Annotated in this window: 13 protein-coding genes; 8 read left to right on the forward strand and 5 right to left on the reverse strand. The window is 61.5% G+C overall.

Annotated elements, in window-relative coordinates; translation table 11 throughout:
• The first annotated feature begins 200 nt into the window (after nucleotides 1–200).
• From MA884_RS27040 to MA884_RS27050, 3 genes are all read left to right on the forward strand, one after another.
• Nucleotides 201–1,283 (forward strand): BMP family ABC transporter substrate-binding protein, encoded by a 1,083-nt coding sequence (locus MA884_RS27040; protein ID WP_256233364.1) that lies wholly within the window; start codon nucleotides 201–203, stop codon nucleotides 1,281–1,283.
• Between the two features lie 142 nt (nucleotides 1,284–1,425).
• Nucleotides 1,426–2,391, forward strand: coding sequence for a 2-oxoglutarate and iron-dependent oxygenase domain-containing protein (locus MA884_RS27045; protein WP_256233365.1), 966 nt, complete (start codon nucleotides 1,426–1,428; stop codon nucleotides 2,389–2,391).
• A gap of 83 nt (nucleotides 2,392–2,474) precedes the next feature.
• Entirely contained in the window at nucleotides 2,475–3,428 is a 954-nt protein-coding gene (locus tag MA884_RS27050; RefSeq protein WP_256233366.1) for an adenosine deaminase, read from the forward strand.
• A 120-nt stretch (nucleotides 3,429–3,548) separates the two neighbouring features.
• Here MA884_RS27050 and MA884_RS27055 read toward each other — a convergent pair whose 3' ends face one another.
• The 3 genes from MA884_RS27055 to MA884_RS27065 form a co-directional block, all read right to left on the reverse strand.
• Nucleotides 3,549–4,931: an MFS transporter gene (locus tag MA884_RS27055; RefSeq protein WP_256233367.1), complete on the reverse strand. Its 1,383-nt coding sequence runs from the start codon at nucleotides 4,929–4,931 to the stop codon at nucleotides 3,549–3,551.
• Nucleotides 4,932–5,020: 89 nt separating this feature from the next.
• On the reverse strand, nucleotides 5,021–5,755 hold the full coding sequence (locus tag MA884_RS27060; RefSeq protein ID WP_256233368.1) for a helix-turn-helix transcriptional regulator: 735 nt from the start codon (nucleotides 5,753–5,755) through the stop codon (nucleotides 5,021–5,023).
• A gap of 202 nt (nucleotides 5,756–5,957) precedes the next feature.
• Nucleotides 5,958–6,887: a LysR family transcriptional regulator gene (locus MA884_RS27065; RefSeq protein WP_256233369.1), complete on the reverse strand. Its 930-nt coding sequence runs from the start codon at nucleotides 6,885–6,887 to the stop codon at nucleotides 5,958–5,960.
• Nucleotides 6,888–6,999: 112 nt separating this feature from the next.
• Between MA884_RS27065 and MA884_RS27070 the strand changes: the two genes are divergently transcribed.
• Both MA884_RS27070 and MA884_RS27075 read left to right on the forward strand, forming a co-directional pair.
• Nucleotides 7,000–8,013 carry a zinc-binding alcohol dehydrogenase family protein gene (locus tag MA884_RS27070; RefSeq protein ID WP_256233370.1) on the forward strand — a complete coding sequence of 338 codons (1,014 nt, stop codon included), beginning with the start codon at nucleotides 7,000–7,002 and terminating at the stop codon, nucleotides 8,011–8,013.
• 222 nt (nucleotides 8,014–8,235) lie between these two features.
• Nucleotides 8,236–8,406 (forward strand): hypothetical protein, encoded by a 171-nt coding sequence (locus tag MA884_RS27075; RefSeq protein WP_256233371.1) that lies wholly within the window; start codon nucleotides 8,236–8,238, stop codon nucleotides 8,404–8,406.
• Between the two features lies 1 nt (nucleotide 8,407).
• Here MA884_RS27075 and MA884_RS27080 read toward each other — a convergent pair whose 3' ends face one another.
• Nucleotides 8,408–9,610 carry a multidrug effflux MFS transporter gene (locus tag MA884_RS27080; protein ID WP_256233372.1) on the reverse strand — a complete coding sequence of 401 codons (1,203 nt, stop codon included), beginning with the start codon at nucleotides 9,608–9,610 and terminating at the stop codon, nucleotides 8,408–8,410.
• 95 nt (nucleotides 9,611–9,705) lie between these two features.
• Nucleotides 9,706–9,903: a heavy-metal-associated domain-containing protein gene (locus tag MA884_RS27085; protein WP_256233373.1), complete on the reverse strand. Its 198-nt coding sequence runs from the start codon at nucleotides 9,901–9,903 to the stop codon at nucleotides 9,706–9,708.
• A 148-nt stretch (nucleotides 9,904–10,051) separates the two neighbouring features.
• Here MA884_RS27085 and MA884_RS27090 point away from each other — a divergent pair, with 148 nt between their 5' ends.
• From MA884_RS27090 to cueR, 3 genes are all read left to right on the forward strand, one after another.
• Nucleotides 10,052–10,435, forward strand: a complete 384-nt coding sequence (locus MA884_RS27090) for a hypothetical protein (RefSeq protein WP_256233374.1) — start codon at nucleotides 10,052–10,054, stop codon at nucleotides 10,433–10,435.
• A gap of 132 nt (nucleotides 10,436–10,567) precedes the next feature.
• Nucleotides 10,568–12,961, forward strand: a complete 2,394-nt coding sequence (locus MA884_RS27095; RefSeq protein WP_256233375.1) for a heavy metal translocating P-type ATPase — start codon at nucleotides 10,568–10,570, stop codon at nucleotides 12,959–12,961.
• The gene (cueR, locus tag MA884_RS27100; RefSeq protein ID WP_256233376.1) at nucleotides 12,958–13,371 is read left to right on the forward strand and encodes a Cu(I)-responsive transcriptional regulator; all 414 of its coding nucleotides are present in this window, start codon (nucleotides 12,958–12,960) and stop codon (nucleotides 13,369–13,371) included. Before MA884_RS27095 ends, cueR begins: the two co-directional genes overlap by 4 nt.
• Nucleotides 13,372–13,522 lie beyond the last annotated feature (151 nt).

Here is a 13,522-nt window from a genome sequence, read left to right on the forward strand (position 1 = left end):
AGAGCAAGCTCTGATGCAACATGGTTTGCCCTTGCACTTGTGAGAGCAAGCTCTGTGCAACATGGTTTGGCCTTGCACTTGTGGGAGCAAGGCTTGCCCGCGATGGCGGTGTCGAGACGTCGAATATTTGTTGTCTTGTTGGTCAGCATTTTGCATTAGCGCTATTCAGCCAACCTCACAACAAAATGGAGTTCGAGTTCATGCACAAGCGTCCCTTGAAGAAGTTGCTTTGCGCCGTCGCTGCAACTGTCGGTCTGAGCGCCGGCCTGAATGCCAGCGCCGCCGACCCGCTGAAGGTCGGTTTCGTCTATATCGGCCCTATCGGTGACCACGGCTGGACCTACCAGCATGAACAGGGGCGCAAGGAACTGGTGGCGAAACTCGGCGACCGAATCACCACCAACTACGTGGAAAACGTGCCCGAAGGCGCCGACGCCGAGCGGGTGATCCGCAACATGGCCAAGGACAAGTACGACCTGATCTTCACCACGTCCTTCGGCTACATGAACCCGACTTTGAAGGTCGCCAAGCAATTCCCCAAGGTGACCTTCGAACACGCCACCGGCTACAAGCAGGACAAGAACCTTGGCACTTATCTGGCACGCACCTATGAGGGTCGCTACGTCGGCGGCTTCATCGCGGCCAAGATGACCAAAAGCAAAAAAATCGGCTACGTCGCCTCCTTCCCGATTCCAGAAGTGATCCGCGATATCAACGCTATCCAACTGGCCCTGAACAAGTACAACCCCGGCGCTGAAATCAAAGTGGTGTGGGTCAACTCCTGGTTCGATCCGGGCAAGGAAGCCGACGCCGCCAACGCGCTGATCGACCAGGGCGTGGACGTGGTGTTCCAGCACACCGACAGCCCGGCGCCGATCCAGGCCGCCGAGCGGCGCGGCGTCTACGCCGTCGGCTACGCTTCGGACATGGCCCACTTCGGTCCCAAGGCGGTGCTGACCTCGATTGTCAACGACTGGGGCCCGCACTACATCCAAGCGACCCAAAGCGTGATCGACCATAGCTGGAAATCCCAGGACTACTGGGGCGGTCTGAAGGAAGGCACGGTGAAGCTGCCGATCAGCAACCTGGTGCCAGCGGCGGTCAAAGTCGAAGCCGAGCAGATCATCGCCGACATCGAGAGCGGCGCCTTCCATCCGTTCACCGGGCCGATCAAGGACCAGGCCGGCGTCGAGAAAATCCCGGAGGGCGTGAGCGCTACCAATGTGGAACTGGCGTCGATGAATTACTACGTCGAAGGTATGAAGGCTGAGATTCCCAAATAACTGACGAGTCAACACAAAACCCTGTGGGAGCGAGCCTGCTCGCGATAGCGGACTGACATTCAACGTTGATGTCGACAGACAAATCGCTATCGCGAGCAGGCTCGCTCCCACATCGGCCCCCTCACGCAATCAGGAAAGCCGCATGAACAGCCTTCCCATCATCGACATCAGCCCGCTCTACGGCGATAGCCCCAGCGCCTGGCAATCGGTCGCCAGCCAGATCGACCAGGCCTGCCGCCAGTGGGGCTTTTTCTACATCAAGGGTCACCCCATCAGCCCGACACGCATCACCGAAGTTTTGGACCATGCCCAACGCTTCTTCAGGCTGCCGGTAGAAGAAAAACTCAAGATCGACATCACCCAGACCCGCCATCATCGCGGCTACGGCGCCGTCGCCACCGAACAACTGGACCCGACCAAACCCAGCGACCTGAAAGAAACCTTCGACATGGGCCTGCACTTGCCGACCGACCATCCCGACGTGCTGGCGTATAAACCTCTGCGCGGTCCTAACCGACACCCGGACCTGGCGGGCTGGGAACCCCTGATGGAGCAGCATTACCGCGACATGCAGGCACTTGCCCAAACACTGCTGCGCGCCATGACCCTGGCCCTCGGCATCGGGAGGGACTTCTTCGACACACGCTTCAACGAGCCAGTGAGCGTGCTGCGCCTGATTCACTATCCGCCGCGTCACACCGCCAGCTCTGCCGAGCAGCAAGGTGCCGGCGCCCATACCGATTACGGTTGCATCACCCTGCTTTACCAAGACGCCGCTGGTGGCCTGCAAGTGCGCAACGTCAACGGCCAATGGATCGACGCGCCGCCCATCGACGGCACGTTCGTGGTCAACCTCGGCGATATGATGGCGCGCTGGAGCAACGACCGTTACCTGTCCACGCCGCATCGGGTGATCAGCCCGCTGGGAGTGGACCGCTATTCAATGCCGTTCTTTGCCGAGCCGCACCCCGACACGCTGATCCAATGCTTGCCTGGTTGCCAGGATGACGCCCATCCACCGAAGTACCCGACCACCACCTGCGCCGAATTCCTGCTATCGCGCTTCGCTGACACCTATGCTTACCGGAGGGAGCATCAGGCTGTGTAGTGGATCAGCCGGTCAGGTTTTACCAGACATTGCGGCCAGCCCCTGTAGAATGCCCGCCATCGATTCGCTGATGAGAAAAGAACATGTACGACTGGCTGAACGCCCTGCCCAAGGCTGAACTGCACCTGCATCTGGAGGGTTCGCTGGAGCCCGAGCTGCTGTTCGCCCTGGCCGAACGCAACAAGATCGCCCTGCCGTGGAGCGACGTGGATACCCTGCGCAAGGCCTATGCCTTCAACAATCTGCAGGAATTCCTCGACCTGTATTACCAGGGCGCCGACGTGTTGCGCACTTCCCAGGATTTCTACGATCTGACCTGGGCCTACCTGTTGCGCTGCAAGGCGCAGAACGTAATTCACACCGAACCGTTCTTTGACCCGCAGACCCACACCGACCGTGGCGTCCCGTTCGAAGTGGTGCTCAACGGCATCGCTGCTGCCCTCAAGGACGGCGAACAGCAACTGGGCATCACCAGCGGCCTGATCCTGAGTTTCCTGCGCCACCTGAGCGAAGAACAGGCCGAAAAAACCCTCGACCAGGCACTGCCGTTCCGCGATGCGTTCGTGGCCGTGGGCCTGGACAGTTCGGAAATGGGCCACCCGCCGAGCAAGTTCCAGCGGGTATTCGACCGTGCGCGCAACGAGGGCTTCCTCACCGTCGCCCACGCCGGCGAAGAAGGCCCGCCCGAGTACATCTGGCAAGCCCTGGACTTGCTGAAGATCCAGCGCATCGACCACGGTGTACGGGCCATTGAAGATGAACGACTGATGCAGCGGATCATTGACGAGCAGATTCCGCTGACGGTCTGTCCGTTGTCCAACACCAAGCTGTGCGTGTTCGACGACATGTCGCAACACAACATCCTCGACATGCTCGAGCGCGGTGTGAAGGTGACGGTCAACTCCGATGACCCGGCGTACTTCGGCGGCTACGTCACCGAAAACTTCCACGCACTGCACACCCACCTGGGGATGACCCAGGACCAGGCCAAGCGCCTGGCGCAGAACAGCCTGGATGCGCGGTTAGTAAAACCCTAAGACTGGCGATGCCCCCTTGTGGGAGCGAGCCTGCTCGCGATAGTGGCATGACATTCAACATCAATGTCGACTGACTTACCGCCATCGCGAGCAGGCTCGCTCCCACAAGGGTGGAGTGGTCTAACCGGCCACCGTACCCTCGCTCAACTCCTCCAGCGTCTTGCCCCGCGTTTCCATCCCGAACAGCCAGACCACCCCCGCCGCCACGGCGAAGCACAGCGCGCCCAGGGCGAACACGCCGCCTTGTCCGGTAATGGGAAATACCAACCCGGTGACCAGTGGCCCGAGCAGCGAACCAATACGGCCGACAGCCGAGGCAAAGCCCGAACCCGTGGCCCGTGCCGAGGTGGGGTACAGCTCCGGCGTGTAGGTGTAGAGCACCGCCCACATGCCGAACAGGAAAAACTGCATCAAAAGCCCGGTGCCGATCAGCAGGCCCACGTTGCCGCCAAACACCGCGCTCTGACCATATAGAAACGCCATCACCCCACCACCCAGCAACGTGACGACGCACACCGGTTTACGTCCCCAGCGCTCCACCAGCCACGCCGCCATCAGGAAACCTGGAATCCCGCCCAAAGAAATCAGCACGGTGTAATACACCGACTGGGTCACGGCGAACCCCGACTGCTGCAACAACGCGCTGAGCCAGGACGTCAGGCCATAAAAACCGAGCAAAGCAAAGAACCAGACGCTCCAGATCATCATCGTGCGCTGGCGATACAGCGGTGACCATATCTGCGCCAGAGCCGAAAAGAAGCTGCCCGGCGTGCTCTCAACCCTCGGCAGGCGAATCGGCTCCGGCAGCTCCCGACGCCCCAACGATGCCCGGACCTTGTCTTCGATTCGCTTGAGCACGGCATCCGCCTCGTCCCCCCGGCCGGCTTGTTCCAGCCAGCGCGGCGACTCGGGAATGAAGAAGCGAATCACCAGGACAAACACCGCCGGCACCGCCAATACCAGAAAAATGTCGCGCCAGCCAATCACCGGCAATAGAAAGTACGACAGTACGCCCGCCGCCACGAAACCCAACGGCCAGAAGCCGTCCATCAAGGCGATATAACGGCCCCGGCGCTTGGCCGGGATCATCTCCGAGAGCATTGACTGGGCGATCGGAAACTCCATGCCCATGCCGATACCCAGCAGGATGCGGAACAGCATCAGTGAATCGACGCTTTGGGCGGTCGAGCACAAATAACTGGCGATGCCCCACAACACGATGCTCCACTGGAACACCGGCTTGCGCCCGAACCGATCAGCCAACATGCCCGACAGCGACGCCCCCAGTACCATGCCAAAGAAGCTGGAGCTGGCGAGCAAACCCGCCTGGGCGGTGCTCAGCCCGAACTCGGCTTTGATCGAGCCCAGCAGGAACGTCATCATGGCCAGGTCCATGGAGTCGAAGAAAAACGCCAAGGCGATGATGATGAAAATAATCCGGTGGTAGCCGCTGATGGGCAGTCGCTCCAGACGTTCGGCCGCGCTGTAGCCGTGAGTATCCATGCTGTTTCTCCCCCAATCCAAAAAAATCCCAGGATCGAGTGTGCGCGAACCTTGCTGGAGGCTATTGCTGATTACGACCTGTGGCCGCCCTAGAACGCCATTTCCACAGTGTCCTGCCTGGCAAATCGATGGATTTCCTGCTGGCCAAGCACCGTCACCTGCAAGGCCCTTGAGTCGTTGGGCAGGCTCAGCCAGCCGGACTGCATGAACAGTTGCAGCAACGCCGCGCCCAGGGCGCCCCCCAGGTGCGGACGCCGCTCGCTCCAGTCCGGACAGGCACAAGCGGTGCGGGCGTTGCGGTGGGCCAGTGCCTGGATGAACAGGCCATGCCCGGCCAGCTCATTGGCGCCTTTGTGAGTCACGATCACCCGCTGGTCGCCCTGTTCGATCCAGCCGGCGTCCAGCAGGCGCTGATACAGGTCTGCCGCCAGGGTGCCGCCCAGATGGTCGTCGCAAAGTCTGGCGCGCATCAACGAAGCAGGAGCCGACGGGGCCTTGGCCGGCATGACCCCGCGCTTGAAGACTTCTGGAAGCTGCCGCGGCGTGCTGGCCAGAGTCGCGCTGGCCAGTGCTTCGACGGCAGCGCCGATCTCGGGTGCCGCCAGGCGGAAAAACCGTTTGCGGCCACGGGCTTCGACTTTCAACAGGCCACCGGCGGACAGACGTCCCAGATGAGCACTGGCCGAAGACGGCGACAGCCCGGCCAACAACGCCAGTTCTTCAGCCTGCCGCGCCGTGCCGTCCATCAAGGCCCACATCATTGCGCTGCGTTTTGGGTCGGCCAGCAGCGTGGCGATCTGGCTGATGCAAGGTGCATGTTCCATGTATTCACTCCCTGTTGAATCATTCGTCTACTGCTCTGGCGCATAGTGACCAGCAATGGGGCCGCCCAAAGCGGCTCGACCGCCGCAAGTCGCGCGCCGCTTCAGGCGGCCGCTAGTATAAGCGTGCAGATCGAGGTTTCCTGTCCTCCGGAAACCTTTGGAGGCGATTGTTCGTGAGGGAAAAGTCTCTATTTACCCGCGACTAATGGTCGGGCCTCGACGAGCACGCAAATTGTGCCGTCAACCGGCCACAACGCAGCTTGAGCATCTCTCGCAGCAGATTGATGGGTTTGCTCAACTGCGCTCGGTGAGCACACAGCAGATTGAGCGGCGCGCGCTCGCATTGCAGGTGCGGCAGCAGGATTTTCAAACGTCCGGCCAACACATCGGTTGAAACGTCCAGCCAGGATTTATAAGCGATCCCCGCGCCTGCCACCGCCCAGCGACGCACCACATCGGCATCGTCGCTGAAACGGTCGCCGCTGACGGTCAGGCTCATTTCCCGTTTGCCGTCATGAAAGCACCAACGGTCATGGACCCGCGTGCCGAGCATGTACAACAGGCAATTATGCTGGGCCAGTTGCTCCAACTGATTGGGTTCGCCATGCCGAGCCAGGTAACCCGGCGATGCACACAGCACGCGGCGGTTATCCGGCGCGACAGGCAGGGCCACCAGGCTCGAATCTTCCGGCTCGCCATACCGCAACGCAATGTCCACCGGCTGCTTGAACAGGTCGGCGATGCGATCACCCAGCAGCAGTCGTACCGTCAGCCCCGGGTGCTCGTCCTGGAATGCGTCCAGCCAAGGCAGCAGCAGGTTGCGTCCCAAGTCCGAGGGGGCGGACAACTGCAATACCCCGCTGACCTGATCCTGGCCGCTGGTCAATAACCTGCGCCCTTCGTCGAGGCTGCTCAGCGCGGCACGGGCATATTCGAGGAAACCTTCGCCCTCGGCCGTCAGGCGCAAACTGCGGGTAGAACGGGCCAACAGCCGGGCGCCCAGGTGTTGTTCTATCCGCTTCAACGCGGCGCTGGCCACCGCCGCCGACAAGTCCATGACCCTGGCCGCGGCAGAAAGGCTGCCCAGGTCTGCGGCCCGGACGAACAACTGCAAGTCGTCGAATCGAAGCATGACGGCCTCATTATCAAAAAAATATTGAAAGAGTCTGTGCTTTTACCCGGTTTTATCTCGGCGATAAATAGCTAAACATGGCCTTCATCCAACTCACCTCACGGAGCGCTTCATGAAAGCCATCGCCTACTACCATTCGTTGCCGATCACCGACCCGCAATCACTGCAAGACATTGAACTGTCGGAACCCACCGCCGGTCCTCGGGACCTGCTGGTGGAAGTCAAAGCCATTTCGGTCAACCCGATCGACACGAAAATCCGCCAGAACGTCCAGCCCGAAGACGGCGCAGCCAAAGTGCTGGGCTGGGACGTAGCCGGCGTGGTCAAGGCGGTGGGCAATGAGGTCACGCTGTTCAAGGCGGGCGACAAAGTGTTCTACGCCGGCTCCATTGTCCGCGCTGGCGGCAACAGCGAATTGCATGTGGTGGATGAGCGCATCGTCGGCCAAATGCCCAAGACCCTCGGTTTCGCCGAAGCCGCTGCCCTGCCGCTGACGGCCATTACCGCGTGGGAGTTGCTGTTCGAGCGCCTGCAAATCCAGGAAGGCCAGGACGATCAGGGCCAAAGCCTGTTGATCGTCGGTGCTGCGGGAGGTGTCGGCTCGATACTGACGCAATTGGCCAGCAAGCTCACCGCACTGAAAGTCATTGGCAGCGCTTCCCGGCCGCAGACACAGGATTGGGTGCGAAGCCTGGGTGCCGACCTGGTCGTGGACCACAGCCAACCGCTGAGCGATGCATTAAAGCAAGCAGGCCAGGCTCAGGTGACCCATGTCGCCAGCCTGACGCAGACCGACCAGCACCTGGACCAACTGGTGGAGGCCCTGGCACCCCAGGGCAAACTGGCACTGATCGACGATCCCAAGGCGCTGGATGTGACCAAGCTCAAGCGCAAGAGCCTGTCGTTGCATTGGGAATTAATGTACACCCGCTCGCTGTTCGAAACAGCGGACATGATTGAACAGCACAAACTGCTCAACCGCGTCGCCGCGCTAATCGACGCCGGCACGCTGCAGACCACCGTGGGCGAGCACTTTGGCACCATCAACGCCGAGAACCTGCGCCGGGCCCATGCTTTGCTGGAAAGCGGAAAAGCCAAAGGCAAGATTGTGCTTGAAGGTTTCTGACCCCCAATGAGGGAGCGGTTCTTTGTGGGAGCAAAGCTTGTTCGCGATACGCGACGACTCGGCCTGACAGGGAACCGCGTAGCCTTCATCGCGAACAAACTTTGCTCCCACAAAAAAACCTGCACCGTCAGTCTGAGAATTGACCGTTGTCACAATTGCGATCGCATTCAGGTCTACACTCGAGGCCTTTGCAGCGCAATCTTTTACGTGAGGAGGTCAGCAATGAAGATCCTGATAAAAGAAGTGGCAAAATCCCAGTGGCAAGTGCGTCTTGACCAACACGTCGTGACCTTTCGCACCGAGACCGAGGCCCAGGCTTTCGCCACCACCCTGCAAGCGCGTATTCACGCACCTCACTACTACCCCGAACAGCAGCAACGAGCGGCCGGCTGAATCAGTCCTGGCCACTGGCCTGTGCCAGTGTCCGGGCATGTTGCAGGCGGCGGGTCAGCATCGCTGCGCCCACCACCAATAGTCCGCAAAGGCTGATGACCATTGCCATCGGCACGGCGGTGCCGTCATGCAGCGCCGCCACCAAAGCGGCGGCCCCGGCGGCCACGGAAAACTGCAGGCATCCCAGCATCGCCGACGCGCTACCAGCACGAGCGCCCTGCCCGTTCATGGCGCACGCCGAGGCATTGGGCAGGATGCAACCCAGGCTGGCGATGCAGATAAACAGCGGAACCAATAACGGCCACAACCGCTGCGGGTGCAACGAACTGACCACCAGCAGACACAGCCCGGCGGCGAGATAGACCCATACCGCGCGCGACAGCAGGAATGCCGGCCCACGCTTGGATAACAACCGGGCGTTGACCTGTGCCACCAGGATAAAACCCGCCGCGTTGGTCCCGAACAGCCAGCCGAAGTGTTCGGCCGGTACACCGTAGAGCTTGATGAAGACGAAAGGCGAACCGGCGATGTAGGCAAACATCCCGGCGATAGCGATGCCCCCCGTCAAGGCGTGCCCCAGGAAAATCGAGTCGGTCAGCAGTCGACCATATTGGCGCAACGCCCCGGACAACGGTTGACGAGGTACATGGGCCGGCAGACTTTCCGGCAGCCACAACGCCACAGCCGTCGCCGCCAGTGCGCTGAACACCGTCAGGGCAATGAAGATCGATTGCCACCCCTGCAGGTTCACCAACAACCCGCCGAGCACCGGCGCGAGGATCGGCGCCAGGCCCATCACCAGCATCAGTTGCGAGAACACCTTGGCCGAGCCCACCGCGTCGCATTTGTCGCTGACCACCGCCCGGGAAATCACCATACCGGCGCATCCGCCCAGGGCCTGGACGAAGCGGGCACCAATCAGCCATTCAAGACTCGGCGCGTAGGCACAGGCCAGCGACGCCAGGGTGAACAGGCCAACGCCCGTCAGCAATGGAATGCGCCGCCCGAAGCGATCCGCCACCGGCCCATAGGCCAGTTGCCCGATAGACAATCCGAGAAAATAAGCCGCCAGGGTCAGTTGGATGTGATTTTCATCGGTGCCAAAGGCAGTCGCCATGGCCGGGAAAGCCGGCAGATAGAAATCGATCGCCAAGGGACCGAATGCGCTCAAGGCGCCAAGAATCAGAATGGTACGGAGGTTCATCGGGCGTCCAGGTTCAGGCGTCAGCCAGCAGCCCGACAGTTTAGCCGTGCCGGGCGCTCTTGAACATTCCGATAGGTCGCTAACGATTAAAAATCTCAGGCGAGACTGGCCTCGTACCCCTCCTCTTTAATGGCTTGGACTACGGCATCGACCGACAAAGAACTCTGCACCTGAACAGTCCTGGCGCTCAGATCGATCTGCACATCCGCCGCCGGATCCCTGGCCTGCACAGCCTGGGTGATGGCCTTGACGCAGTGACCGCAGGACATTCCCTGAACATTGAATGTTTGCATGAGATAACTCCTTGGGATTGAGGTTGCCAGCAGTTTCAAGCTTGCCATCATGGAAAGGTCAAGTTCTGACGAAAACTGCCGGGCTGGCAATCGGTGCCGAGCTCAGCCAAGCTGCACACATCAAGGATTTCACACCGGAGGTTCAGCCATGCGCTGGTCAGCGTTCAGCCTGTTTTGCATGCTCGGTTTGTCAGCGGTGAGCCCCCAGGCGTCGGCCGTCGGCGAAGACTACGGCGTGCTGATCATTTCCCGCGAGCGCCTGGAAGTACCGACTTCCTGCGAAATCGGCATCTATATCGGCGATCAGCTCTCAGGCCGTTTGTTCCAGGAACAGAGCACCTCCTTCAACTTGCCACCGGGAAAATTCTCCTTGCGCTTGAAGCTGCTGCCGGGCCAGGCGCCGGGCTGCAGCCCGGGCATGCTCGCGCCAGGGTCGCAGGATGTCATGCTCAAGGCGGGCGACGTACTGAAATTCCGCATCGCCATGACCCAGGAAGGGATGTATCTCAAGCCGACTGAGCTGGGTTATTGACCCCTTAGATAAACAGTGGGAGCGGGCTTGCTCGCTCCCACAAGGGGTGTGTGCAAGCTTTTGGATTGGCGCTTGACCTTCCCGGCGTGGCAAGGTTGATCCTGTAGTCATTCACTACAGGGAGCCTGTCCGATGCCTGAATCCACCTTTTTCGATCTGCCGATTGCCGGGATGACCTGCGCCAGCTGCGCCGGTCGGGTCGAGCGTGCCTTGAGCAACGTCACAGGGGCCAGCGCCGTCAGCGTAAACCTGGCGACCGAACAGGCGCGGATCCAGGCGCCCGAGGGCAGCCTGCCAGCCTTGATGCAGGCCGTCGAACAGGCCGGCTACAGCGTCCCGGTCCAGACTCTGGAACTGTCCATCGAGGGAATGACCTGTGCCTCATGCGTCGGCCGGGTCGAGCGCGCCCTGAGCAAAGTTGCCGGGGTGAACCGAGTCAGCGTCAACCTCGCCAACGAACGGGCCCACCTCGACTTGCTCGGCCGGGTCGATCCGCAGACCCTGATCGATGCGGTCAAGGGCGCCGGTTATGACGCCAGTGTCTGGGAGGCCGAGCAATCCCATGACGCGCAAAGCAATCGCCTGAATCGCGAGCGCCTGGCCCTGGTGCTGGCGATTTTGCTGTCCGTACCGTTGGTGCTGCCCATGCTGTTGCAACCGTTCGGCGTGCATTGGATGCTGCCGGCCTGGGCGCAATTCGCTCTGGCGACGCCGGTGCAATTCATCTTCGGCGCGCGCTTTTATGTCGCGGCCTACAAAGCCGTGCGTGCAGGGGCCGGGAACATGGATCTGCTGGTGGCCCTGGGCACCAGCGCGGGTTATGGCTTGAGCATTTATGAATGGGCCATCGCCCGTCCCGGCAGCATGCCACACCTGTATTTCGAGGCCTCGGCCGTGGTGATTGCCCTGGTGTTGCTGGGCAAATACCTGGAAAGCCGCGCCAAGCGCCAGACCGCCAGCGCTATCCGCGCCCTCGAAGCCTTGCGACCGGAGCGGGCGATCCAGGTCATTGATGGTCAGGAACGGGACGTCGCCATCAGCGCCCTGCGTTTGAATGATCGGGTACTGGTCAAGCCCGGCGAGCGTTTCCCGGTGGACGGCGAAGTGCTGGAAGGCCAGAGTCACGCCGACGAGGCCCTGATCAGTGGCGAAAGCCTGCCGGTGCCCAAGCAACCCGGCGACAAGGTGACCGGCGGCGCCATCAACGGCGAAGGCCGCCTGCTGGTGCGTACCCAGGCCCTGGGCGCCGAAACCGTCCTGGCGCGCATCATCCGTCTGGTGGAAGACGCTCAGGCGGCCAAGGCCCCCATTCAGAAACTGGTGGATAAAGTCAGCCAGGTCTTCGTGCCGGTCGTGCTGGTGCTGGCATTGGCGACGTTGATCGGCTGGTGGTTGTATGGCGCCCCCCTGGAGGCGGCGCTGATCAACGCCGTCGCCGTACTGGTGATTGCCTGCCCGTGCGCCCTCGGACTGGCAACACCCACGGCGATCATGGCCGGCACAGGTGTGGCCGCCCGCCACGGCATCCTGATCAAGGATGCCGAGGCCTTGGAGCGCGCCCATGAAGTCAACACCGTGGTGTTCGACAAGACCGGAACCTTGACCTCCGGCACGCCGCGCATCGCCCATTTGACCGCCTTGGACGGTAACGAAGACAGGCTGCTGCAAATGGCCGGGGCACTGCAACGCGGCAGCGAACACCCCCTCGCCAAGGCGGTGCTGGACGCTTGTACGGAGCGCGGCCTGCAGGTCCCGGACATCAGCGACAGCCAGTCCCTGACCGGACGCGGTATTGCCGGCAGCCTCAATGGGCAGCGCCTGGCCCTCGGTAACCGACGCTTGCTGGACGAACTGGGCCTGGACCCCGGTTCGCTGAGCGAGTCAGCCCAGGCTTGGGAGACCGAGGGCCGAACCCTGTCCTGGCTGATCGAACAAAACGCAACGCCTCGAATGCTGGGCCTGTTCGCCTTCGGCGACACACTCAAGCCCGGCGCCTTGGCGGCCGTACAAGCCCTGAATGAACGCCACATCGGCAGTCACTTGCTGACTGGCGACAATCGGGGCAGTGCCCGGGTGGTGGCCGAAGCATTGGGCATCACCAACGTCCACGCCGAAGTACTGCCGGCCGATAAGTCCGCCATCGTCCAGCAGTTGAAGAAAAATGCGGTGGTGGCGATGGTCGGCGACGGCATAAACGACGCCCCGGCCCTCGCCGCCGCAGACATTGGCATTGCCATGGGCGGCGGCACAGACGTGGCGATGCACGCCGCCGGCATCACCCTCATGCGCGGCGATCCACGGCTGGTGCCGGCCGCGCTGGACATCAGCCGCAAGACCTACGCCAAGATCCGGCAGAACCTGTTCTGGGCATTTGTCTATAACTTGATCGGTATTCCGCTGGCAGCGTTCGGCTTCCTCAACCCGGTGCTGGCCGGCGCGGCCATGGCCCTGTCGAGCGTCAGCGTGGTAAGCAATGCGTTACTGTTGAAATTCTGGACACCCGAGCATCTGGAGGACAAGCGATGAACATCGGCCAAGCGGCCCGCCAGAGCGGCCTGAGCGCGAAGATGATCCGGTATTACGAGTCCATTGGCCTGCTCAAGGCGGCTCATCGCACCGACAGTGGCTACCGGATCTACGGCGCCGATGACCTGCATACCCTGGCCTTTATCAAACGCTCACGGGACCTGGGGTTTTCATTGGAAGAGGTCGGCAAATTGCTGACCCTCTGGCAGGACCGCCAACGCGCCAGCGCCGACGTCAAGGCACTGGCCCGGCAACACATCGACGAACTGAACCAGAAAATCCGCGAGCTGGGCGAACTGCGCGACACCCTCCAGGACCTGGTGGAACACTGCCACGGCGACCACCGCCCCGACTGCCCGATTCTCAAGGAACTGGCGTCAGGGTGTTGCGAAAAGGCAGTGCATGCCTGAGCGAATGAGGGAGATTCTATGGTGCATGAATAGCCCCTAAACGCTTTTGCGGCGGCCCCCCAACCAGACTTGTTTGAGCAGGACCTGTGGGAGACCTGTTTGAGCAGGACCTGTGGGAGCAAAGCTTGCTCGCGAGACGGCCTTATAGCTG

The organism is Pseudomonas sp. Q11 (assembly GCF_024494355.1).
Lineage (GTDB): Bacteria > Pseudomonadota > Gammaproteobacteria > Pseudomonadales > Pseudomonadaceae > Aquipseudomonas > Aquipseudomonas hefeiensis.

What these genes read in the sequence shown, in the direction of transcription:
- MA884_RS27040 (WP_256233364.1), top strand. Translation starts at nt 201, where the DNA reads ATGCACAAGCGTCCCTTGAAGAAGTTGCTTTGCGCCGTCGCTGCAACT.
- MA884_RS27045 (WP_256233365.1), top strand. Translation starts at nt 1,426, where the DNA reads ATGAACAGCCTTCCCATCATCGACATCAGCCCGCTCTACGGCGATAGC.
- MA884_RS27050 (WP_256233366.1), top strand. Translation starts at nt 2,475, where the DNA reads ATGTACGACTGGCTGAACGCCCTGCCCAAGGCTGAACTGCACCTGCAT.
- MA884_RS27055 (WP_256233367.1), bottom strand. Translation starts at nt 4,931, where the DNA reads ATGGATACTCACGGCTACAGCGCGGCCGAACGTCTGGAGCGACTGCCC.
- MA884_RS27060 (WP_256233368.1), bottom strand. Translation starts at nt 5,755, where the DNA reads ATGGAACATGCACCTTGCATCAGCCAGATCGCCACGCTGCTGGCCGAC.
- MA884_RS27065 (WP_256233369.1), bottom strand. Translation starts at nt 6,887, where the DNA reads ATGCTTCGATTCGACGACTTGCAGTTGTTCGTCCGGGCCGCAGACCTG.
- MA884_RS27070 (WP_256233370.1), top strand. Translation starts at nt 7,000, where the DNA reads ATGAAAGCCATCGCCTACTACCATTCGTTGCCGATCACCGACCCGCAA.
- MA884_RS27075 (WP_256233371.1), top strand. Translation starts at nt 8,236, where the DNA reads ATGAAGATCCTGATAAAAGAAGTGGCAAAATCCCAGTGGCAAGTGCGT.
- MA884_RS27080 (WP_256233372.1), bottom strand. Translation starts at nt 9,610, where the DNA reads ATGAACCTCCGTACCATTCTGATTCTTGGCGCCTTGAGCGCATTCGGT.
- MA884_RS27085 (WP_256233373.1), bottom strand. Translation starts at nt 9,903, where the DNA reads ATGCAAACATTCAATGTTCAGGGAATGTCCTGCGGTCACTGCGTCAAG.
- MA884_RS27090 (WP_256233374.1), top strand. Translation starts at nt 10,052, where the DNA reads ATGCGCTGGTCAGCGTTCAGCCTGTTTTGCATGCTCGGTTTGTCAGCG.
- MA884_RS27095 (WP_256233375.1), top strand. Translation starts at nt 10,568, where the DNA reads ATGCCTGAATCCACCTTTTTCGATCTGCCGATTGCCGGGATGACCTGC.
- cueR (WP_256233376.1), top strand. Translation starts at nt 12,958, where the DNA reads ATGAACATCGGCCAAGCGGCCCGCCAGAGCGGCCTGAGCGCGAAGATG.